Origin of the sequence: Streptomyces flavochromogenes, assembly GCF_000717595.1 — a bacterium.
GTDB classification, from domain to species: domain Bacteria; phylum Actinomycetota; class Actinomycetes; order Streptomycetales; family Streptomycetaceae; genus Streptomyces; species Streptomyces flavochromogenes.
Map to the genome: position 1 here is coordinate 72,622 of NZ_JNZO01000033.1, position 20,850 is coordinate 93,471.

18 protein-coding genes and 1 pseudogene are annotated in these 20,850 nt (G+C 72.3%); 9 read left to right on the forward strand and 10 right to left on the reverse strand.

Features of this window, described 5'->3' with window-relative positions:
* Nucleotides 1-176: 176 nt before the first annotated feature.
* Both IF00_RS0133390 and IF00_RS0133395 read left to right on the forward strand, forming a co-directional pair.
* On the forward strand, nt 177-1,250 hold the full coding sequence (locus IF00_RS0133390; RefSeq protein ID WP_030324584.1) for a hypothetical protein: 1,074 nt from the start codon (nt 177-179) through the stop codon (nt 1,248-1,250).
* Nucleotides 1,247-2,347, forward strand: coding sequence for a hypothetical protein (locus IF00_RS0133395; RefSeq protein ID WP_051820752.1), 1,101 nt, complete (start codon nt 1,247-1,249; stop codon nt 2,345-2,347). Before IF00_RS0133390 ends, IF00_RS0133395 begins: the two co-directional genes overlap by 4 nt.
* 178 nt (nt 2,348-2,525) lie before the next feature.
* Here the strand turns inward: IF00_RS0133395 and IF00_RS0133400 are convergent, their stop codons facing one another.
* Nucleotides 2,526-2,711 carry a CsbD family protein gene (locus IF00_RS0133400; protein WP_030324587.1) on the reverse strand — a complete coding sequence of 62 codons (186 nt, stop codon included), beginning with the start codon at nt 2,709-2,711 and terminating at the stop codon, nt 2,526-2,528.
* A 167-nt stretch (nt 2,712-2,878) separates the two neighbouring features.
* Between IF00_RS0133400 and IF00_RS0133405 the strand changes: the two genes are divergently transcribed.
* The 3 genes from IF00_RS0133405 to IF00_RS0133415 all read left to right on the forward strand — a co-directional run bounded on the left by IF00_RS0133405 (nt 2,879) and on the right by IF00_RS0133415 (nt 6,657).
* Complete coding sequence (locus IF00_RS0133405) at nt 2,879-4,387, forward strand: DUF4246 domain-containing protein (protein WP_030324589.1); 1,509 nt, start codon at nt 2,879-2,881, stop codon at nt 4,385-4,387.
* A gap of 44 nt (nt 4,388-4,431) precedes the next feature.
* The gene (locus IF00_RS0133410; RefSeq protein ID WP_030324591.1) at nt 4,432-5,178 is read left to right on the forward strand and encodes an ABC transporter permease; all 747 of its coding nucleotides are present in this window, start codon (nt 4,432-4,434) and stop codon (nt 5,176-5,178) included.
* A gap of 228 nt (nt 5,179-5,406) precedes the next feature.
* Nucleotides 5,407-6,657: a DUF2254 family protein gene (locus IF00_RS0133415; protein ID WP_158710545.1), complete on the forward strand. Its 1,251-nt coding sequence runs from the start codon at nt 5,407-5,409 to the stop codon at nt 6,655-6,657.
* Nucleotides 6,658-6,863: 206 nt separating this feature from the next.
* On the opposite strand, the pseudogene IF00_RS41725 reads toward IF00_RS0133415, so the two are convergent.
* Nucleotides 6,864-7,544: pseudogene (locus IF00_RS41725) on the reverse strand (DUF475 domain-containing protein); the annotation flags it as partial.
* Here IF00_RS41725 and IF00_RS48125 point away from each other — a divergent pair.
* Nucleotides 7,522-7,737, forward strand: a complete 216-nt coding sequence (locus tag IF00_RS48125; RefSeq protein WP_425338354.1) for a hypothetical protein — start codon at nt 7,522-7,524, stop codon at nt 7,735-7,737. The pseudogene IF00_RS41725 and the gene IF00_RS48125 sit on opposite strands and share 23 nt — an antisense overlap.
* A 125-nt stretch (nt 7,738-7,862) precedes the next feature.
* Here IF00_RS48125 and IF00_RS0133425 read toward each other — a convergent pair whose 3' ends face one another.
* Nucleotides 7,863-8,630 carry an SDR family NAD(P)-dependent oxidoreductase gene (locus IF00_RS0133425; protein ID WP_030324595.1) on the reverse strand — a complete coding sequence of 256 codons (768 nt, stop codon included), beginning with the start codon at nt 8,628-8,630 and terminating at the stop codon, nt 7,863-7,865.
* 110 nt (nt 8,631-8,740) lie between these two features.
* On the reverse strand, nt 8,741-9,664 hold the full coding sequence (locus tag IF00_RS0133430; RefSeq protein ID WP_030324599.1) for an NADP-dependent oxidoreductase: 924 nt from the start codon (nt 9,662-9,664) through the stop codon (nt 8,741-8,743).
* Nucleotides 9,665-9,791: 127 nt separating this feature from the next.
* Here IF00_RS0133430 and IF00_RS0133435 point away from each other — a divergent pair, with 127 nt between their 5' ends.
* Both IF00_RS0133435 and IF00_RS0133440 read left to right on the forward strand, forming a co-directional pair.
* Nucleotides 9,792-10,847, forward strand: coding sequence for a GlxA family transcriptional regulator (locus IF00_RS0133435; protein WP_051820754.1), 1,056 nt, complete (start codon nt 9,792-9,794; stop codon nt 10,845-10,847).
* Between the two features lie 153 nt (nt 10,848-11,000).
* On the forward strand, nt 11,001-12,227 hold the full coding sequence (locus IF00_RS0133440) for a cation:proton antiporter (RefSeq protein ID WP_030324603.1): 1,227 nt from the start codon (nt 11,001-11,003) through the stop codon (nt 12,225-12,227).
* Between the two features lie 45 nt (nt 12,228-12,272).
* Here IF00_RS0133440 and IF00_RS0133445 read toward each other — a convergent pair whose 3' ends face one another.
* The 5 genes from IF00_RS0133445 to IF00_RS0133465 form a co-directional block, all read right to left on the reverse strand.
* A complete protein-coding gene (locus tag IF00_RS0133445) occupies nt 12,273-13,247 on the reverse strand; it encodes an ABC transporter substrate-binding protein (RefSeq protein ID WP_030324604.1) in 975 nt (324 codons plus the stop codon).
* Between the two features lies 1 nt (nt 13,248).
* Nucleotides 13,249-15,234 (reverse strand): ABC transporter permease, encoded by a 1,986-nt coding sequence (locus IF00_RS0133450; RefSeq protein WP_030324606.1) that lies wholly within the window; start codon nt 15,232-15,234, stop codon nt 13,249-13,251.
* 70 nt (nt 15,235-15,304) lie between these two features.
* The gene (locus IF00_RS0133455) at nt 15,305-16,375 is read right to left on the reverse strand and encodes a quaternary amine ABC transporter ATP-binding protein (protein ID WP_037639646.1); all 1,071 of its coding nucleotides are present in this window, start codon (nt 16,373-16,375) and stop codon (nt 15,305-15,307) included.
* Complete coding sequence (locus IF00_RS0133460) at nt 16,372-17,898, reverse strand: GMC family oxidoreductase (protein ID WP_030324609.1); 1,527 nt, start codon at nt 17,896-17,898, stop codon at nt 16,372-16,374. The genes IF00_RS0133455 and IF00_RS0133460 overlap by 4 nt, the downstream gene beginning before the upstream one ends.
* Complete coding sequence (locus tag IF00_RS0133465; protein ID WP_030324614.1) at nt 17,895-19,403, reverse strand: aldehyde dehydrogenase family protein; 1,509 nt, start codon at nt 19,401-19,403, stop codon at nt 17,895-17,897. Before IF00_RS0133465 ends, IF00_RS0133460 begins: the two co-directional genes overlap by 4 nt.
* Before the next feature lie 267 nt (nt 19,404-19,670).
* Between IF00_RS0133465 and IF00_RS0133470 the strand changes: the two genes are divergently transcribed.
* Nucleotides 19,671-20,012 carry a YkvA family protein gene (locus IF00_RS0133470; protein ID WP_051820755.1) on the forward strand — a complete coding sequence of 114 codons (342 nt, stop codon included), beginning with the start codon at nt 19,671-19,673 and terminating at the stop codon, nt 20,010-20,012.
* A 137-nt stretch (nt 20,013-20,149) separates the two neighbouring features.
* On the opposite strand, the gene IF00_RS0133475 is transcribed toward IF00_RS0133470, so the two are convergent.
* Nucleotides 20,150-20,800 carry a flavodoxin family protein gene (locus IF00_RS0133475; RefSeq protein ID WP_030324620.1) on the reverse strand — a complete coding sequence of 217 codons (651 nt, stop codon included), beginning with the start codon at nt 20,798-20,800 and terminating at the stop codon, nt 20,150-20,152.
* Nucleotides 20,801-20,850 lie beyond the last annotated feature (50 nt).

Genomic DNA, 20,850 nt, shown 5'->3' on the forward strand with positions numbered 1-20,850 from the left:
ACGGGCCCCCTCGGCCCGGTTCGGCACGCGGTCGGCCGGGCGGGGGCACTCGGGATCGCACCGCTGTCGCCGGGGTGCGGCCGTCCGGCGGTGGGCGGGTGGGATCGGTGAGATAGCGTGCGGTGGTTGGTTCGCGAGTGCGATGCCCGCGCACGAGTGCGGGAACAGGGGTGGGGATGAGTGATTCGGCGTGGGCCCGGTTCCGGCGGCACCGGTGGCTGCCGCAGGCCACCCTGGTCCTGCTGCTCGTGTCGCTGACGGGGGGCTTCCTCCTGGTACGGGCCGAGCAGCGCGACCGGCACAACGCGGACGCGCTGGCCCGGGCCTGCGGCGGGGCGCTGCCCCGGAAGGACGCGGCGGAGTTGCTGGCCGACGACGCCTGGTGGACGCTGCGGACCGGTCCGGGGCCGCGAGGCCTCGTGTCGTGCACCCTCGGCGGGGACGGCGAAGGCGACCCGTGGGTCACCGTGACGGCGGAGCCGGTCCTGGACCCGCCGCTCAAGGGCGTCCGCGTGGAGGACGTCGTGAGCCGCACGCCGTACGAGGACGTGCCCGACTGGGCCGAGGAGCACAAGCGGGCGGACCGGCTCGTCACGGTCTCCTGCCCGAACGGCCTTCCGGGGTACGCCCGCCCTGTCACGTCCTTCCGTGTCCACGCGTCCACGGACAGCCGGGCGACCGAGTGGCTCGGCTCGCTCGTCGCCGCCGTCGCCGAGGACGTCCGCACCGACGGGCGCTGCGGCGGGGCACCGGTGCGCGACACCGACGTACGCCCGGTGTCGCCGTCCCCGCAGGACGCGGCGCCCGAGACGCCTCCGTCGGAGTGCGGCTGGTTCCGCCCGGCGCTGCTCGGTCCCGCCCTGAAGGGCGCCGAGCAGTCGTCCTACGGGTCCACGCACGCCTGGGCCAGGGCCTGTTCCACGACCCTCGTGAAGCCGGGTGCCGGAGGCGGCGTGGTGGTGAGCTCCGCGAGCTGGTGGGGCGAGGTGCTGCCGGAGGTGCGCACCGAGTACGGACGCGAGCTCTCCCTGGCTGGGCGCGGCGGACAGCCGGCCGCCGGCGCGAAGACGTACGAGCTCGCCGTCTGGGCCGAGGCCCGGTGCGCGGGCGGGCGGACCCTGCACCGCCTCGGCCTGGAGGGAGCCGACCGCGATCTGCTCCTCGCCCGCGCCGACTCGCTGCTCGCGCGCTATCTCGACGCGTCGGGCGACTGCGGTGACACGAAGCTGCTCGGAAAGGTGTGGGGATGACCGAGAATTCCGCGGAGAGCCTGGAGCAGGAACTGGAACGGCTCCGCCGGCGCCGACGGATCAGGCTCGCGGCCGTGGTGGCGGGCGGCGCGGCCGTGGTGGCGGGCGGTCTGTTCTGGCTGTCCGGCGGTCTGCAGGCCTGGCTCCATGACCGCGCCCTCGACTCGGCGTGCGAGGGCACTCTGGCGGCCGGTCCCGTGCGGGAGCTCGTGGGCGGCGCAGAGGTGACGGCGGGGACGAGGACGGGCAGGGGCTTCTGGCAGTGCCGGGTGAGCGAGGCCGACGACGAGGACGGCCGGATCGACCTGCGTGTGACGGTGAGTGACGCACGGGACCGGGTCCCCGCACTGGAGGCGGCGGGCACCGACGCGCCCCTGGGCCACGGATGGACCGGCGGCTTCGCGTTCGATCCCGACCGGGAGCGGCGGGGCGAGGCGAGCGCCGGTGTCCTGCTCGACTGCGGCGGCACCCGGGACGGCGGCTTCGTCGCCGAGGTCCGCGCCAGGATGGACCGGGCCGACTTCGGCCGCCCGGAGGCGCGGGCGGGGCTCACCGCCGTGCTGACGCGTACGGCGACGGCCTACGCCCGGCAGGAGGGGTGCGAGGTCACCGAGGGTGAGCCGGTCGGGCAGGTGGGCACCTCCGTGAACGCCTGGGACCACGAGCCCTTCGCGTCGGTGGCGGGCAGCTGCGCCGGCATCGTGGACCCGCGGACCGCCGCCCGCTGGGGCGTCCGGACGGCGGTCGAGACCGCGCCGGGGCCGAAGCCGGTCGAGGGCTGCACGCTGGGCGGCCTGCGGGGCGCACCGCTGTACACGTTCACCGCGTCGTACGGCCCCGCGCTGGAGTGGAGCGCACGGGAACGCCTGGAAGACCTGGCCGACCGGCCGGCGGGCGATGCCCCGGACGGCCGCTACGTGCTGTGGGCCGACTGCCGCGGCGCGGCGGAACGGGCCGCCTACGTCGTCGCGCCGGCGGGCGGCGGACTCGGCCGCACCTCGTCCCTCACCCTCGACCACCCGGGCCTCCGCACCGCCCTGTCGGCCTTCGCCGAACGCTCGGCCGAGGCCCACCGCTGCACGCTCACCGCCGACTAGGCGCCGCCTCGCCCGTCCGCAGGAGCGCCGCCCCCGGCGGTCCCGGGTCTCGGGTCTCGGGTCTCGGGTCCGACGCCCGGGGGGGGCGGAGAGCGGCAGGAAGCCGCCGGCGATCCACGCCACCCGTCGCCGCACTGGGCGCCCGGCACGTGCCGGGCGCCCAGTGCCCCGCGAAGGGCTACGAGTGGTCGCGTCGGAGCGATTCCCTGATGCCTTCCGCGCGGTGGCGAAGGCTCGCCGCACTCCGACGGATCTTGACCTTCACCTGGTCCGTTCTGCCCTCGGCCTCCAGGCGCTCGTGGCCCGTGATCTTTCCGGTGATCTCTTTGATCTTGCCCTTGGCCTTGTCCATGGCATCGTTCATGCCCTCGATCCCTCCGTCACATCGGTTCCCACCCTCCACGCTAGGTTTCGGCGACCAGATGTGCTCGTCGGCGCCGGGACTTCGCACTCGTGCGGGGACTCCGGGCGCTGTCGGTCCGCTGAAGTAGGCTTCCCGCCACCGCACACCGACTCGGAGGACCCAGAGAATTGACCGGCCTGTCTGCCTTCCCGTTGCCCTTTCACGCGTCCCGTTCCCTCTCGTTCGCGACACCCCGGACGCTGCGGGAACTCGAGATGATCGAGTGCAGCTCCCACATTCGGGCGAAGCCGGAGTGGTTCGACAAGATGAACGACGCCGACATCGTCTCCCGGTGGACGAAGGAGGCGATCGCCCAGGGCCTCACCGAGGCGCAGGTCGGCTACGTGTTGGCCGAACTCGCGCACTACGCCGCGCTGCGGGACCCGCGGACCGGCGTCGAGGTGTCCGCCGTCGACGGGGTCTGGCACTCGGACACGCTGATCGACGACAAGCTCACGGCCCGGCTGCGCGAGGCGGTCCGGGTTCTGGAGGAGGTCCCCGAAGCCGATCGGGACTGGCATCCCGGATCCGACGGCCAGGTACTGGATCTGGTTCATCCCTCACTGTTCTGCCTGGTCAAGGATGTGAGCGGGGCACACGAGCGGGCCTGGAAGAACCCGACGAACCAGTACTCGAAGTACGAGTTCTCGGAGAGGTTCCAGTGGCTGCCCACGGATGTCGACGTCGATGACGACGGGGACGTCACCTTCCGTTCGTACGTCAACAACGTTCACCCCGAGGCCCATCGCGAACTGGCCTCCGTCCTGCCGGACCTCTTCGCGCGCGTGCGTCCGCTGCTGGAGAACGTACTCACCGACCTGCGTCATCCGCGGCCCGTGCGGATCGAGACCGATCCGTGGGGTTGGTACGGCTCGGCGCCGCAGCGTCCGGACAAGGACGCCTTCAGCGATGAGGGGGCCTACAACGAGGCCCTGCGCGTGTGGGGGAAGGAAGAGGACGACTGGTGGGAGAACCGTCGCCCCGTCGTCCCGGACGCCCCGGGCTTCACCGCGCCCGAGGTGCCCGACCCGTCCGCCCGGGTCGATCTGCGCGGCCGCGGTCTCCAGGTGATCGTCAAGCTCGCCACCATCCATCTCACCCCGGAGAAGCCCGAGTACTCCGGCGGCTCGTGGCACGTCGAGGGGATGGTGAACGAGCGGATCGTCTCGACCTGCATCTACTACTGGGACAGCGAGAACATCACCGAGAGCCGGCTGAGTTTCCGGGCGGCACTCGACGACCCGGAGTACGAGCAGAACGACGACAACGGCATGCGGGACGTGTACGGCCTGGAGGACGAGGACGCGCTGAACCAGGTACTGGGTTCGGCCTCCACCCCGGCGGGCCGCTGCCTGGCGTTCCCGAACATCCTGCAGCACCGCGTCAGCCCGTTCCGTCTCGCGGATCCCAGTCGGGCGGGGCATCGCAAGATCCTCGCGTTCTTCCTGGTCGACCCGTCGGAGAAGATCGTCTCGACATCCGACGTACCGCCGCAGCAACCGTGGTCCGACACCTCGACCATGACGCTCGACCAGGCCAAGGACTTCCGCGAAGAGCTCATGCGGGAGCGCAAGTTCTTCGTCGACGAACACAACGAGCAGCTCTACGAACGAGAGTTCTCGCTCTGCGAGCACTGAACCGGCCGAAGGGCGCGGAGTCGTCTCGACGTTAGGGTGGGCGCGTGCTGCTCCATGTGAACGCGACCTTCGCGGCACTCCTGGCGACGCGGCTCGCCCTCTCCGCCGGTGTGGTCGCGGTCGGCCGGCTCGGCCGCCCCCGCGACACCCTCTTCGCCGGCGGCCGCGCGGCCGTCCAGCTCATCGCCGTCTCCCTCGCGATCGGCTGGGTGGTCCGCGTGCTGCCGCTGCTGCTCTGCTTCCTGCTGCTGATGTACGCGGTGGCGGTACGCACCGCTGGCCGCCGCGTCGTCCCCGCGCCCGGGCGCGCCTGGCCGTGGACGGCGGTCCCGATCGCCGCGGCGGTACCTCCCGTGGTCGTCGCCCTGCTGCTCACGGGGGTCGTGCCTCCTCGGGGCATCGCGCTCGTGCCCGTCACCGGCATCCTCATCGGTGGCGCGCTCACCGCCACCGTGCTCGCGGGACGCCGCTCCCTCGACGAGCTCGCCACGCGCCGGGGCGAGGTGGAGGCCGGTCTCGCGCTCGGACTGACCGACCGGGAGGCACGCATGGAGGTGGCACGCGAGGCCGCTTCCGACGCGCTGCTCCCGGGGATGGACCAGACCCGTACCGTCGGCCTCGTCACCCTTCCGGGAGCCTTCGTGGGCATGCTCCTCGGCGGCGCCTCGCCGCTGCACGCAGGCGCGGTGCAGCTCTTCGTCCTCGTCGCCCTGCTCCTGGTCCAGGCCGTCGCGACGGCCGTCACCCTGGAACTCGTGACTCGCGGTCACCTCGTCCGGGCCACGCCGTAGCCGCCTGGGACGGCCGGGCGCGACCCGGAGCTTCCGGCGCCGTCCGTCCCGTACGCCCCTGGCTGCCGGGTGCCGCCCCGGTCCTCGGCGGGTCATCCGTTCGTACGCCAGCACGGGCACGCCCCGGGGAAGCCGCGCAGAGTGGGTCACGACGCCGAGACGGGGAGGTGGCGATGCCGACTCACACGATCCGCTGCTGCTCGCGGGAGCACGCGATCGGACCCCGTCGTGTCTGAGCCGCCGATGACCACGGTGGGCGCGGGGTACTCGGCCGAGCGGGTCGTCCGCCCGCGGCGGGCCCTGCGCGCCGGCATCACGCACGCCGTGGCGGTCGGCGTGGCGGTGGTGCTCGGCATCCTGCTGCCGGCGATCGACGGCGGTTCCCGGGTCGCCGGGGACCGTGTCGTGGCCGTGCTGAACGTGCTCGGAGTGGGCGTCCTCAGCGTCACCGCCCTGATCTTCTCGTTGATGTTCCTCGTCGTGCAGTGGGCCGCGGGCAACTTCAGCCATCGCCTCGCCCTGTTCCGTACCGACCCGCTGGTGTGGCGCGTTTTCGCCTTCGTCATCGGAGTGCTGGTCTATTCCGTCACCGCGGTCCTGGCCATCGGTTCACGTGACACCGTGTCCGTGGCCGTCCCGATCGCCGCCCTGGTCATGGCCGCCGTCGCGTTCGTGCTCGTCCGTCGCCTCCAGCTCGTCGCGCTGCGCTCGATCCAGCTCTCCCACGTCCTCAACGAGTTGCGCGACCGTGGCCTCCACGTACTCGACGTCTACTGTCCGCCGGGCGACGCCGCGGGCGGCCGGGACTCCCCGCCCGGGGCGGTTCCGCTGCCCGGGTCCGTCACCTCGTCGGTGCGCTGGCGGGGTACGTCCGTGCTGGTCGAGCAGTTCAACCTGGTTCCGCTGGTGGCCGCGGCACGACGCGGGGGCGCGGCCGTCGCCCTGCGGGTGAAGGTGGGGGACATCCTCTACGACGGTGACGCCGTGGCGGACGTCCACCACGGCACGGTCCCGGAGTCCGAGGTCCTCACGGCGGTCGTCGCCGGTGCCGAGCGCACCTTCCACCAGGACCCCGCGCTCGCCTTCCGGTTGCTGTCGGACATCGGTCTGCGCGCGCTCTCCTCGGCGATCAACGACCCCGCCACCGCCGTCCAGGCCCTGGACGCCGTCGAGGACCTGCTCCGCCATGCCGCCGCCGGGCCGATCGGTCAGGAGACCCGTGCGATCGCCGACGAATCCGGCACCGTGCGGGTGATCCTGCCCGTGCCCGGGTGGGACGGTCTCCTGCGGGTCGGTCTGGACGACATCCTCGTCATCGCACCCGGTATGCCGATGGTGCTCGCGCGCTGCCGGAAGCTCCTGACCGGCGTCCTCTCCGTCGCCCCCGACCACCTGCGCCCTCCGCTGGAGGAGCGACTGGCGTGGACCGAGCAGGAACTCACGGCCCGGCCCCCCTTCATGCGGGACGACGCCGGGTAGAGGCGGTCGGTCCACACCGGTGGACTGCCGGAGGGGCGGCACCTGCGCCCCGGGCGGCGGCCTGCCCGTGAACCCCTCAGGAGAACGTCAACGCCTCGCTGGTGCGGCTCGACGACGGGGAGTTCGAGACCGTCATCGCAGCCGCCTGACCGCCGCACCGCGTGGCCCCGGCCGGCGCGCGCCTGGGCGCGCGCCGGCGGACCGGCTCAGACGCCGGAAGGGACCTCGGCCTTCTCGGCGGACCCCACGTGCTCTCCCTCGTCCGCCGCCAGCCTGCGGTTGCGGCGGACGGAGGACCAGAAGGACCAGGCGATCAGGACGACACCGATGAGACCGGTGACCACCTCGGGGATCTGGTAGCGGATGGAGATCATGAGGATGACGGCCAGTGCGCCGATCGCGTAGTGCGCGCCGTGCTCCAGGTAGACGTAGTCGTCGAGGGTGCCCTGGCGGACCAGGTAGACCGTCAGCGAACGGACGTACATGGCTCCGATACCGAGGCCGAGCGACATGAGGACGATGTCGTTGGTGATGGCGAAGGCGGCGATGACACCGTCGAAGGAGAACGACGCGTCCAGGACCTCCAGGTAGAGGAACATGAAGAACGCGGCCTTGCCGGCCATCACGACCGCCGGGACCTTCTTGCCGCTCCTCCTGGCCTCTTCCTCGGCCTCGTGCTCGCGCTCCTCCTCTTCCTCCAGCTTGTTCTCGAAGTAGCCGGAGAGACCGCCGACGACGAGGTACGTGATGAGGCCGAAGACGCCCGAGAGCAGGACCGTCGACGCCTTGTCGACGTGCGTGCCGCCGTGCTGGTGGGCCTGGGTCGCGAAGGTCATGGCGCTGATCGCCAGGACGACCAGGGCGATGCAGACCGACAGCATGTCGATCGAAGACGGCGATGAGCACACCGATGGTGAGGAAGATCTTCTGCCAGAAGGCAGCACCGCCACGACGAGGCCGAGCGCGGTCACCGCGAACGACCAGCCGAAGGTCTTCAGAAGCACTGGCTACCCCATCGTTTCGTGCGGGGCTCCCCCCGCGAGCCGTGCCTGGCTTTACCAAACACTGACCGAAGCCTAGAGCGTAGCCTCGAAGTTCTGACGCTTGCCGGCCAACAGGGGCTCGGTTCCCGGCACTTCAGGAGCGACCTGTACACGGAAGTGCCGGCCGGGACATGTCCGGGCCGGCACCGTCCGAGGTCGGGGTCAACTGCGCAGGTGCGAGGCTCCGTTGAGGTCGAGGATCGTTCCGGACGACCATTCCGCGGCGGGAGACGCGAGCCACAGGACGGCCGCCGCGATCTCGGCGGGCTCGGCCACCCGGTCGAAGGGGCTCTGGGCGCGGATCGCGGCCCCCTCGGCCCCCTCCAGGCGGGACGAGACCCGTTCCGTGGCGAAGAACCCGGGCGCGACCGAGGCGACGGCGATCCCGTACGGGGCGAGGGAGACCGCCAGGGACTGGCCGAGCGCGTGGACGGCGGCCTTGGTGGCACCGTACGCCGGGTGGTCGGGTTCGCCGCGGAAGGCGCCGCGGGAGCCGACGTTGACGATGCGGCCGCCCGCACCCTGGTCGATCATCCGCCGGGCCGCGAGATGGCTCAGGTTCGCGGTGGCGAGCAGGTTCACGGACACGTGCCGCTGCCAGACCGCCACCCACTCCTCGTACGGGGTCTCGGGGAGGGGGTGGCGCAGGTTCACCGCCGCGTTGTTGACCAGTACGTCGATCCCGCCGAGCGCCTCGGCCGCCGCGTCGACCACGGCCACGGCCCCCGCCGGGTCCGCGAGGTCGCCTCCGACGAGGGCGTGGCCCGTTCCGTCGAGGGACCCCAGGGTGACGCGGGCCTCTTCGGCGCGCGAGGCGAAGTGGACGGCGACCCGGTCGCCGTTGGCCGCGAACGCCTGGGCGACCGCCCTGCCCAGTCCCCGGGAGGCACCGCTGACGAGGACACGACGGCCGGATTCGGGCAGTTTCATCAGAGTGCCTTCCACGTGGGGACGTACCGCCGGTCATTCTGCCCGGCGGCCCCGCGTCCCCCGACGGCGGCACCGCGGCCGGTTCGGAACGACCGGCCACGCCCCGTGGCTCAGACGACCGACAGAACGATCTTGCCCGTGGTGCGGCCCTGTTCGCCGATCGTGTGGGCCTTCGCCGCCTCGGCGAGCGGCACGACGAGGTCGACCACCGGCCGCAGCCGCCCCTGCTCCACCAGGGCCGCGATCTCGCGGAGGCCCAGGTGGTCGGGCTCCACCAGGACCCAGGTCGCCCGCACACCGTCCCGCGCGGCGGGGACGTCGTCCGGGCCCGGCAGGGTGATCAGCCTGCCCCCGTCGCGGAGCACCTTCAGGGAGCGTTCCGCCGTCTCTCCGCCGATACCGTCCAGGACGACGTCCACATCGGAGACGACGTCCTCGAAGGGGGTCTCGCGGTAGTCCACCACCTCGTCCGCGCCCAGCTCACGCACCAGGTCGTGCTTGCCCGCGCTCGCCGTGCCGATGACGTAGGCCCCGCGGGCCTTGGCGATCTGCACGGCGAGGTGCCCGACTCCGCCGGCCGCCGCGTGCACCAGCACCCGCTCCCCGGGGCGGACGTCCGCCGCGTCGACGAGGGCCTGCCAGGCGGTGAGCGCCGCCAGCGGGAGCGCTGCGGCCTCCACATGGGTCAGGGAGGCGGGCTTGGGGGCGAGGTGCCGCGCCGGGGCCACCACGTACTCGGCGTATCCTCCCGCCTGCCGGGGGAAGAGCGGCATGCCGTAGACCTCGTCGCCGGCGCGGTGGATCCCCACGCCGGGGCCGACGGCCTCCACGGTGCCGGAGACGTCCCACCCGACGGCGGGGACGGCACCCCACTCGATGAGGGCCCCGCCGGCCCGGGTCTTCCAGTCCACGGGGTTCACTCCGGCCGCGTGGACCCGCACCAGGACCTCGCCCAGGCCGGGCTCGGGGCGCTCCATCTCGCGCTCGACCAGGTTCTCGGGTCCGCCCCACTGCTCCACGACCACCGCACGCATGCTGTCCGCCTCGTTTCCGTCTCGATCGGTGCGCCCCCGGACCGTTCCGGCGGCGATGCGTCCACGATCCGGTATCTCGGTCCCGTCTGGTGTTGGCCGTTTGGCCAGCATGTGACAGGATCTGGCCATGAGGAAGTCATCAGAACCGGCGACGGGGGCCGCGCGGGAAGTGACGCCGGCGCCACCGCACCGGGTCGCCGTCCTCGCGCTGCCCGGGGTGCCTCCGTTCGAGCTCGGCATCCCCTCCCGGGTCTTCGGCAGTGCCGAGGACGCCGACGGCCGCCCCCTGTACGAGGTCACGATCTGTACGGCCGACGGTGCCCCGGTGCTCAGCGACGCCGGGTTCACCGTGCAGCCCTCGGCCGGTCCCGAGGCGCTCGCCGCCGCCGACACCGTGGTCCTCCCGCCCACGCACGCCATGCCCGAGCTGGGCCGGGGCGGCCCGCTGCCCCCCGAGGTCGCCGCGGCCATCGACGCCATCCGGCCCGGCACCCGACTCGTGTCCATCTGCACCGGGTCGTACGTGCTCGCCGCCGCGGGGCTCCTCGACGGCCGGCCGGCCACCACGCACTGGAACCTGGCTCCGGAGTTCCGCCGGGCCTACCCCCAGGTCAAGGTGGACGAGGACGTGCTCTTCGTCGACGACGGCGACGTGCTGACCTCCGCGGGCGTGGCCGCGGGGGTCGACCTGTGCCTGCACATGATCCGCCGCGACCACGGCGCCTCGGTCGCCAACCGCGCGGCCCGCATGTGTGTGGTGCCTCCCTGGCGGGACGGCGGGCAGGCCCAGTTCATCGACCGGCCCGTACCGGAGCCCACCCTGGCCAGCACCACCGACACCCGCGCCTGGGCCCTGGAACACCTCGCCGAGCCCCTCACCCTGGCCCGGCTCGCCGAGCACGCCCGGATGAGTCTGCGGTCCTTCACCCGGCGGTTCCGCGACGAGGTCGGGGTGACGCCGGTGCAGTGGCTCACGGCACAACGTCTGGAACTGGCCAGGCAGCTTCTCGAGACGACCGATCTTCCGATCGACCTCGTGGCCCACCGCGCGGGCCTCGGCTCCGGGAACTCCCTGCGCGCGCACATGCGTACGGCCTTCGGTGTCTCGCCCGCCGCCTACCGCCGCGCGTTCGGCACCGGCGCCCTCCCGGGACGCGGACAGGAGACGGAGCCGTCCGTGTGACGGGTCGCGGGTGTGCACCGCCGGTTCCCCGGCGGGCACCGCCCCAGGAGGGACGCCGTCGGCGTGCTGTCACGGGACCGCGCGGCCCGCGCCTTACGCTGCAACGCCGGGACGAACCCGCCGGGACCGAGCCTCCCCGAAAGCGCGGATGTCTTGCTTGCCGTCACCGTCATCGCGGGCATTCTGTTCACCTGGTGCGTCCTGTCGCGCAGGCTCGCGCTGTGGAGCATCACCGCACCGATCGCCATGATGGTGGCGGGCATCGCCCTCACCAGCGGCTCGGACCCGCCGCTCGTGTTCGACTTCGGCGACCTGGCCGGCTTCGAACGCGCCGTGGAGGTCGTCCTCGCCCTGCTGCTCTTCGTCGACGCGACCGAGGTTCCGGCGGGAGGCATCCGACGGGAGAGGAGCGTCGTCGCCCGCCTCCTGGGCGTCGCGTTGCCGCTGACCCTGGGCGCCGCCCTCCTGTCCGCGCTCGTCTTCTTCCCCGACCGGCCCGGGTGGGTGCTCGCGACCCTCGCGACGGTGGTCGTCCCCCTCGATCTGGCGCCGGCCGCGGCCCTCGTGCGGGACGAACGCATCCCGGCGCGCCTGCGGGAGGTGCTCAACGTCGAGGGCGGCCTCAGCGACGGAATCGTCTCACCCGTGTTCCTGATCTGCGTCGCCGCCGCAGCCGAGTACCACACGGTGGGCTCCGACTACGCCGAGGCGCTCCTCGACGCGGTCGGAGCGGCGGGCTGGGCCGTCGGAGCCGGATCGCTCGTCGGCTATCTGGCCGGATGGCTGCTGCGCCGGTCCTGGGCGAAGGGCTGGACCCTGCCCACCGCGGCGAGACTCGCGGTGCTGAGCGTGCCCCTCGCCGCGTACTCCCTGTCGGTCTTCCTGGGCGGCAACGGCTTCGTCGCCTCGTTCGTCGCCGGCGTCTGCGTCGCCCCGGCGATGCGGCATCTCCCCGAGGGCACCGTGCGGATGACGGACGACCTGGTCACCCTGTCGACCCTCGCCCTGTGGTTCCTCTTCGGCCAGTTGGTCAGCGACGAGTTCTGGGACGGCTTCCACCTGTCTGTCGTCCTCTACGCCGTCCTCGCCTGCACCCTGGTACGCCTGGTGCCCGTGATGGTCGCCCTCGTCGGTACGGATCTGTCCCTGTCCGACAGGCTGTTCCTGGGGTGGATGGGGCCCAGAGGAGTGGCCTCGGTGGTCTTCGGGCTCCTCGCCGCGATCGAACTGCGTGGCTCCGGTGGCGGTGACTTCATCTCGCGGGTGATGGTGATCACCGTCATGGTCAGCATCGTGCTGCACGGCCTGAGCGCCGAGCCCCTCGGCCGCCGCTACGCCCGGGGGCGGCGCCCTTCGCCGCAACCCCGGGTCCGGGGATGAGGATGCGCGGCGGGCCGGTGTTCATCTCCGGCCCGCCGCACCGCGTCAGGACGGGAGCCACGTCCGCCAGGTGGCCTCGTTCTCCTTCACCCAGCGGCCCGCCGCCTCCTGCGGCGACAGCTTCTGGTCCGCGATCATCAGGGCGACGTCGTTCTGCATGTCCGTCGTCCAGCGGAACTTCTTCAGGAAGGCGGCCGCGTCGCCTCCGCGGTCCGCGAAGCGGGCGTTGAGGAACTTCTGCAGGGGCGTGTGCGGGTAGGCGCAGGCCACCTTCTCCGGGTCGGCGTCGCAGCCCTCCTGGTAGGCGGGCAGCTTCACCTCCGTCATCGGGACCTTCTCGAACAGCCACTGGGGCTTGTACCAGTAGCTCAGGAAGGGCTTCTTCTCCTTGGCGAACTGCTTGATCTGCGTGATCTGCGCCGCCTCCGAGCCCGCGAACACGACCTGGTAGTCGAGGTCCAGGTTGTCCACCAGCGCCTTGTCGTTGGTCACGTACGACGGGGAGCCGTCGAGGAGCTGGCCCTTGCCGCCGCTCTCCGCCGTGCGGAACTCCTCGGCGTACTTGTTCAGGTTCTTCCAGTCGGTGACGTCCGGGTGCCGCTCGGCGAAGTACGTCGGCACGAACCAGCCGATGTGGCCGGTCACGCCGAGATCACCGCCGCGTCTGATCGTGCCCTTGTCGTCGATGTACCGCTTCTCCTGCTCCGGGTGGCCCCAGTCCTCCAGGATGGCGTCCACGCGGCCCTGGCTGAGCGCGTCCCAGGCGGGCACCTCGTCGATCTGTACGGTGTCCACCCGGTAGCCGAGCTCGTGTTCGAGCAGGTACTGGGCGACGGCGACGTTGGCCTGCGCGCCCACCCACGACTGCACGGAGAGGGTGACCGTACGGGAGCCCTTCGCGTCGGCGTACGGGGAGGACTGGCGGGTCATGTCGGCGGCGCCGCAGCCCGTGAGGCCTGCCGCCAGGGCAGCGGCCGTCACGAGGGCGGAGCCACCGAGTGCGATACGTGTGTGAGCCATGTCAGGCCCCCTTTCCCGCGAGGTCACGGCGCTGCGTGGGCTGGGTGACGCGGTCGAGCATCAGGCCGAGGCAGACGATCGCCGCGCCGGCCACCAGACCGGTGGCCAGGTCGCCCTGGGCGAGGCCGAACACCGCGTCGTAGCCGAGCGCGCCGCCGCCCACGAGGCCGCCGATGACGACGACGGCGAGGACGAGCACGACGCCCTGGTTGACGGCGAGCAGCAGCGCGGGCCGTGCCAGCGGCAGCTGGACCTGGAAGAGCTGCTGGCGTCCGGTCGCGCCGAGCGAGCGCGAGGACTCCATGGCGGCCGGGTCCACCCCGCGTACGCCCTGGGCGGTGATCCGTACGACCGCGGGCAGCGCGTAGACCACGGCGGCGGCGACCGCCGGGGCGCGGCCCACGCCGAACAGGGCGACCACGGGAATCAGGTACACGAACTGCGGCATCGTCTGGAAGACGTCGAGCACCGGACGCAGGGCGCGTCCGAGGCGGGTGCTGCGGGCCGCCGCGATCCCGAGCGCGAAGCCGAGAAGCAGCGTCACGGCGACGGCGGCCAGGACCTGCGACAGGGTGTCGAGCGCCGGGTCCCACACACCGAGCACGCCGATCGCCGCCATCGCCAGGACGGCGGTCACGGCGGTGCGCCAGGTGCCGATGAACAGGGCGAGGGCGCCGACGGTGAGCAGGACCGCCCACCAGGGCAGCCACTGCAGTCCGTCGCGCAGGGGGTTGAGGACCCACGTGGTGAACCGGCCCGCCCAGTCGGCGGTGCCGCCCACGAGGGGCACTCCGGAGTAGAGGTGGGCGGTCATCCAGTCGACGGCCGAGTTGACGGGCTCGGCCGTGTCGACGGTCCACGCATCGGGCCAGGTGAGCCGGTCGGTCAGGCGGCCCGCGACGGCGACGACGGCGGTCGTCACGAGAGCGAGGGTCCAGCCGAGCCGGGACCTGGGGGCGGGGGGCGTACCGATCCGCTCTCCGGCGGCGGCGGTGACCCGGTCCAGGACGATCGCGAGCAGCACGATCGGCACGCCGGCCGCGAGCGCGGCACCGACGTCGACGGAGGCCAGGGCCTGGTAGACGCGGTCGCCGAGGCCGCCCGCGCCGATGACGGACGCGATGACGGCCATGCCGAGCGCCATCATGATCGACTGGTTGACGCCGAGCAGGAGCTCCTTGCGGGCCAGCGGCAGCCGGGCCGTCAGCAGTCGCTGCCGGCCGGTGGCGCCCAGGGACGCGGCGGCCTCCATGACGCCGGCGTCCGCGCCGCGCAGCCCGAGCGCGGTGAGCCGGGCCATGGGCGGGGCGGCGTAGACGACGGTCGCGAGGACGGCAGCGGGCACGCCGATGCCGAAGACGAGGACGACGGGCAGGAGGTACGCGAAGGCCGGCAGCACCTGCATGGTGTCGAGGACCGGCCGCAGGATCCTGTTCATCCGGTCCGACAGGCCGGCGGCGAGGCCGAGGAGACCTCCGAGCAGCACGGACGCGGCGACGGCGACGACCATCAGAGCCAGCGTCTGCATGGTGGGCACCCACATGCCGAGCAGTCCGCAGGCGCCGAAGGCGGCGACGGAGGTCAGCGCGAGGCGGAGGCCCGCGACCCGCCAGGCCACCAGCCCGGCGGCGGCGGTGACGCCGGCCCAGCCGAGGGCGAGCAGCAGCAGGTACACCGCGCGGACGGACACGACCACGACGTTGCTGACGTGCCCGAGGAAGTAGAGGAACAGCGGGTGGCCGTCACGGTTGTCGACGATCCAGTCGCTGGTGCGCTCCAGTGGCCCGGAGAGATCGACGGCGAGCGACGCCGGCCAGCTTCCGCCGCCCAGGAGTACGGCTCCGAGGACGAGTGCGACGGCCACGCCGGCGCCGATCAGCCGGCCGCGGTGGCGCGCGAGCGCGCGCAGCGCACCGGGAGCGGTGTCGGATGCGGTGTCGGATGCGGTCGGGGGGCGGGAAGGAGCGGAGGTGACGGTGGCGGTCATCGGCTCCACCGTCCCATGGCGGCGGGGGCGGTCGTGCCGCCCGGCGGCGGCCAGGTCGTATGGGCGTACATCAGGCCGCCGCCTTCCCCGTCGCGGCCGGGACCCCGGCGACGACGCCGAGGAGTCCCGCGTGGTCGACCACGCCGAGGCAGCGGCCGTTCTCGACGACCCGCGCGTTGACGCCCGTACGGGCGACGGCCTCGATGGCCTCGTGGACGGTGGCGCTCGGGGCGAGCGCGGGGCCGGCCTCGTGCTCGTCGGCGAGCGCGGGGCGCATCGCCGAGCGGACGGTCAGCACCTGTTCGCGCGGCACGTCCCGGACGAAGTCCCTGACGTAGTCGTCGGCGGGGGCGCCCACGATCTCCTCCGGCGTGCCGAGTTGCACGATCCGGCCGTCGCGCATCAGCGCGATGCGGTCGCCGAGCTTCAGGGCCTCGCTCAGATCGTGGGTGATGAAGACCATGGTGCGGCCCTCCTCCCGGTGCAGGCGGACGACCTCCTCCTGCATGTCCCGGCGGATGAGCGGGTCGAGCGCGCTGAACGGCTCGTCGAACAGCAGGACTTCGGGGTCCACCGCGAGCGCGCGGGCCAGTCCGACCCGCTGCTGCTGGCCACCGGACAACTGGCTCGGCCTGCGGTGCTCCATGCCGTCGAGGCCGACCTTGGTGACGAACCCGGCCGCTCGTTGCCGCCGTTCGCCGCGTCCCACGCCCTGGATCTCGAGCCCGTACGCGACGTTGTCGAGCACGGTCCGGTGCGGGAGCAGCCCGAAGTGCTGGAAGACCATGGCCGCCCGGTGCCGGCGCAGCTCGCGGAGCCGTCCGGTGTCCATGGACAGCACGTCCTCGCCGTCGATGGAGATCGTGCCCGAGGTCGGTTCGATGAGCCGGGTCAGACAGCGGACGAGCGTCGACTTGCCCGAGCCCGACAGGCCCATGACGACGAAGACCTCGCCCTTGCGGACGTCGAAGGAGACGTCGCGGACGGCGGCGGTACAGCCGGTGCGCTCGCGCAGTTCCGCGGCGTCGAGTGAGGCGAGCTCCTTCTCGGCGGGCACGCGGTCGGCCTTCGGACCGAAGACCTTCCACAGGTCGCGTACGGAGAAGACGGGCTCGGCGGTTCCCTGCGTCAGGTCGTTCATCGTCGGGTGCCTCCCAGCAGATCCACACATTTCTCGCCGACCATGAGCACGCCGATCATCGGGTTGACGGCGGTCATGGTCGGGAAGACGGACGCGTCGGCGATCCGGATGCCGTCGAGGCCCCGGATCCTCAGATCGGGCGCGACGACGGCGAGTTCGTCGTCCGCGGAGCCCATCCGGCAGGTGCCGGCCGGGTGGTAGACGGTGTGCGCGACGTGGCGGGCGTAGGCGCTCAGTTCCTCGTCGGAGGTGACCTCGGGTCCCGGGCACACCTCCCGCTTCAGCCATCCCGCCAGCGGTTCGCTCGCCGCGATCTGCCGGGCGATGCGGATCCCGTCGACGAGGGTCCGGCCGTCGTAGTCGTCCTCGTCGGTGAAGTACCGGAAGTCGAGCGCGGGCTTGACCTCGGGATCGGCGCTCGTCAGGTAGAGCCGGCCGCGACTGCGCGGCTTGGGGATGTTCGGGGTCATGGACACGCCGTGCGGGGGCCGCTCGTAGCCGATCCGCTCGGGGTTGTCGGTGAAGGGGATCTGGTAGAAGTGGAACATCAGGTCCGGCCCCTCGGACTCCGGGTCGCGGCGGACGAAGAGCCCGGCGTCGGAGTCCATCGCGGAGTTCTCCGGGATGGGGCCGTGCGTCTCCCACACGATGACCGACTCGGGGTGGTCGAGGAGGTTCTCGCCGACACCCGGCAGGTCGTGCACGACGGGGATCCCGAGCTTCTCCAGGTCGGCACGGGGTCCTATGCCGGAGTGCAGCAGCAGACGCGGGGTGTCCACGGCCCCCGCGCACACCAGGACCTCGCGCCGGGCACGTACGACGTGCTCCGCGCCCTCCTTGGTGCGGATGTGCACGCCGGTGGCGCGGGTGCCCTCGAGTTCGAGGCGGAACGCCCAGGTCTCCAGGGCGATGTGCAGGTTCGGCCGGTCCAGGAACGGGTGCAGATAGGCGACCGAGGCGGACGACCGCTTGTTGTTCTCGGGGTGGTAGGCGAGGTCGAAGAAGCCGACTCCCTCGTGGAACGGCTGCCGGTTGAAGCCCTCGACGCGTGGGACGCCGAGCGCGGTCTGCGCCGCGTCGACGAAGTCCCGGGCGATCGCGTTCCGGTCGGCCTCGTCGACGGGGACGATGTTGTTGCGCAGCCGGGCGAAGTACGGATCCATCGCCGCCGCGTCCCAGCCCTCGGCGCCGGCCTCGGCCCACTCGTCCCAGTCGGAGGGCAGGGGCTTGAAGGCGATGAGAGTGTTGTGCGAGGAGCAGCCGCCGAGGACCCGCGCGCGGCTGTGGCGGATGTACGAGTTGCCGCGCGGCTGCTCGGTGGTGGGGTAGTCGTAGTCCAGTTCGCCGCCGAGCAGGCCCATCCAGCGGCGCAGGGTGAGGACGTCGTCGCGGCCGACGTCGCTGGGGCCGCCCTCGATCACGGCGACGGTGACGTCCGGGTTCTCGGTCAGCCGGGAGGCGATCACCGAACCGGCGGTGCCGCCGCCGACGACGACGTAGTCGTACACGTGCCGGTCGTTCATGCCTGGTCCTTCGCCGTCGTGCCCGCGAACCAGCGCACGGGGCGCGGAGCGAGGTTCTGGTAGATGTGCTTGGCCTCGCGGTACTCGGCGAGGCCACTGGGGCCCAGTTCGCGGCCGATGCCGGACTTTCCGAAGCCGCCCCATTCCGCCTGGGGCAGGTAGGGGTGGAAGTCGTTGATCCAGACGGTGCCGTGGCGCAGCCGGGCCGCGACCCGCCGGGCGCGGTCCGCGTCGGAGGTCCACACCGCTCCGGCGAGGCCGTACTCCGTGTCGTTGGCGAGGGCGACGGCCTCCTCCTCGGTGCGGAAGGTCTCCACGGTGAGGACGGGGCCGAAGATCTCCTCGCGGACGACGCGCATGCGGCGGTGGCACCGGTCGAGGACGGTGGGCCGGTAGAAGTAGCCGGGGCCGGCGGGGCGCTCGCCGCCCGCGCGCAGGACCGCGCCCTCGCCGAGGGCGGAGGCCACGTACTCCTCGGTCCTCGCCACCTGGGCGGCGGAGACCAGCGGGCCGCACTCGACGCCCGCGTCGGTGCCCCGGCCGAGCCGGATCAGTCCGGCCCGGCGGGCGAGCTCGGCGACGAAACGCGCGCGCAGCGACTCCTCGACGATGAGGCGGGAGCCGGCGGAGCAGACCTGGCCGCTGTGGATGAAGGCGGCGTTGAGGGCCTGGTCGACGGCGGTGTCGAAGTCCTCGGGCGTCGCACAGGCGTCGGCGAAGACGACGTTGGGGTTCTTGCCGCCCAGTTCGAGGGCGACCTTCTTCACGCTGTCGGCGGCGGCCTTGGCGACCTTCGTGCCGCTGACGAGACCGCCGGTGAACGAGACCAGGTCGACGTCGGGGTGTTCGGCGAGCCGGGCGCCGACGGTGTGGCCGGGGCCGGTGACGATGTTGGCCGCGCCGAGCGGCAGTCCGGCCTCCAGGAGCAGTTCGACCAGGACGACGGTGCTGAGCGGGGTGATCTCGCTGGGCTTGATCACGAACGTGTTGCCGGCGGCGAGGGCGGGCGCGATCTTCCAGCTGGCCTGGAGCAACGGGTAGTTCCAGGGCGTGATCAGGGCGCACACGCCGACGGGCTCGTGCACGACGACGCTGCGGATGTCGTCCGAGCCGGCGTCGACGACCCGTCCGCCGTCCTCCTTCTCGACGAGGTCGGCGAAGTAGAGGAAGGCGTCGCGGACGCAGTCGACGTCGACACGGCCCTCCTCGAGGGTCTTGCCCGCGTCCTGGCTCTCCAGGGCGCCGATCCGCTCGCGGTCGCGTTCCAGCAGGTCGGCGACCCGTCGCAGCAGGGCGGCCCGCTGGGAGACCGGTGTACGCGGCCAGGAACCGTCGTCGAACGCGGCTCGTGCCGCGGTCACGGCGTCGTCGGTGTCCTGGACACCGCCCTCCGCCACGACCGCGAAGGCGGTCGCGTCGACGGGGTCGATGATCTCGCGCGTGGCGCCGGACAGGGCTGCGCGCCACTCTCCGCCCACATGGATGGTCTGTTGTGCTGCCGTCACGTCGCGTATGGCCTTTCGTTCCTCAGAGTCCCCCTGCCGGTGTCACCGGCGGTTCGGCCGCCTGCCCTGGGTTCCCGGATCCATGCGCAATGCGTTGCGGAGAGTGTTCCTAGTCACGCTTCAAGGGGGTCTAAACAGGGCATATCGCAGGGTGGCCGGTACGCCGGGCGGGGACGGCGGACTACGTCGGGCACCCGGCCCGGCGTCGTACCCTGACAATCCGCGCACATCGGTGCGGGCCGGGATTCACGGAGGAAGGAGAGCGGCGTGGACGGCAACCTCTGGCTCGTCGTGGCCCTGGTGCTGCTGCTCGCGGTGGCGGGATGCGCGGCCGTACTGCTCGTACGTGTCCTCCGGACGCGCCGGCTGCTGGTGGACGCCGGAGTGCCGCTGCAGTCCAAGGCCCTGTTCTGGGCGGCGGTGGCGTACACGGTCTCGCCGGTCGACCTGATCCCGGACCCCGTCTACCTGGACGACATCGGCGTCCTCCTGATCGCCCTGCGGGCGCTGCACGCGGCGGTCGCCAGGAGCGGGGCGGCCCCCGAGGGCCTGCCCACGGGCCCGGATGCCCCGCTCAGCGGGCAGAGCAAGGTGCCGCGGCGCCCCTGAGGACCGCGATGAGGCGCCTGACCCCGGCTTCCGCCCGTCAGGCTCCTCATCGCATGACTCGTTCGTCACACAGTGCAGCCATGGTGTGACGAACGAGTCAGCCCCTCCGCTCCGTCGCCTCCGCGTGGTCGGGCCGTTCAGGCCGTCGCGCCGACCGTCTCCGCCGCCCGCTCCGCGAGCCCCGTCTGCTTCTCGTGCGGGAACCGCGCCCGTGGGGTCGCGCTCTCGAAGTACGTCTTCGCCCTGATCAGCGCCCGCTCGTCGCCGCGCACCTGGCCCGGGCGGGAACCGTTGCCGAGGAGGACTCCGCCGAAGCGCATCCGGAGGTACGCCGCCGTGTTGTTGAGGGTGGTGGCCATCCCGTCGGCGACGGCCTCGTCGTCGTCCGCCATGGCCGCCACCGCCCACAGGGTCCGTCCCGCCATGCGCTGCTTGAAGTCCAGGCCGGGAACGCCGAGCCAGCCCGACCAGTAGTCGAGGTAGCGCTTGGTCTGGGCGGAGAGGGTGTACCAGTACAGCGGTGAGGCGATCACGATGTCGGTGGCCTCCATCGTGGCCTCCCGCAGTGTCCGTTCGGCCTCCGAGACGGGCCAGTCGCCCTCCTCGTGGCGTCCGTCCTGGAAGTCCGGCAACGGCAGAGTGTTCAGGTCGATCCAGCGCTGCGGGATGCCGGCGGGCAGCGCCTCGGCGGCGGCCCTGGCGAGTATCTCGGTGTTGCCGTCGGCGCGCGAGCTGCCCAGCACGAACAGGAAGGAGCGGTCCGCGGAGAGCGGGGAATGATTCGTCATGACTCGACGCTAACCGTTGACACTGATGTCAAGGTCAAACGATCCACGAC

Bases quoted from the DNA above. Each gene is read 5' to 3' on its own strand.
- IF00_RS0133460 (WP_030324609.1), bottom strand. From the start codon at position 17,898: ATGAACGACCGGCACGTGTACGACTACGTCGTCGTCGGCGGCGGCACC.
- IF00_RS48125 (WP_425338354.1), top strand. From the start codon at position 7,522: ATGCAGACCGACAGCATGTCGATCGAAGACGGCGATGAGCACACCGAT.
- IF00_RS0133450 (WP_030324606.1), bottom strand. From the start codon at position 15,234: ATGACCGCCACCGTCACCTCCGCTCCTTCCCGCCCCCCGACCGCATCC.
- IF00_RS0133425 (WP_030324595.1), bottom strand. From the start codon at position 8,630: ATGAAACTGCCCGAATCCGGCCGTCGTGTCCTCGTCAGCGGTGCCTCC.
- IF00_RS0133400 (WP_030324587.1), bottom strand. From the start codon at position 2,711: ATGAACGATGCCATGGACAAGGCCAAGGGCAAGATCAAAGAGATCACC.
- IF00_RS0133395 (WP_051820752.1), top strand. From the start codon at position 1,247: ATGACCGAGAATTCCGCGGAGAGCCTGGAGCAGGAACTGGAACGGCTC.
- IF00_RS0133435 (WP_051820754.1), top strand. From the start codon at position 9,792: ATGAGGAAGTCATCAGAACCGGCGACGGGGGCCGCGCGGGAAGTGACG.
- IF00_RS0133390 (WP_030324584.1), top strand. From the start codon at position 177: ATGAGTGATTCGGCGTGGGCCCGGTTCCGGCGGCACCGGTGGCTGCCG.
- IF00_RS0133455 (WP_037639646.1), bottom strand. From the start codon at position 16,375: ATGAACGACCTGACGCAGGGAACCGCCGAGCCCGTCTTCTCCGTACGC.
- IF00_RS0133430 (WP_030324599.1), bottom strand. From the start codon at position 9,664: ATGCGTGCGGTGGTCGTGGAGCAGTGGGGCGGACCCGAGAACCTGGTC.
- IF00_RS0133445 (WP_030324604.1), bottom strand. From the start codon at position 13,247: ATGGCTCACACACGTATCGCACTCGGTGGCTCCGCCCTCGTGACGGCC.
- IF00_RS0133475 (WP_030324620.1), bottom strand. From the start codon at position 20,800: ATGACGAATCATTCCCCGCTCTCCGCGGACCGCTCCTTCCTGTTCGTG.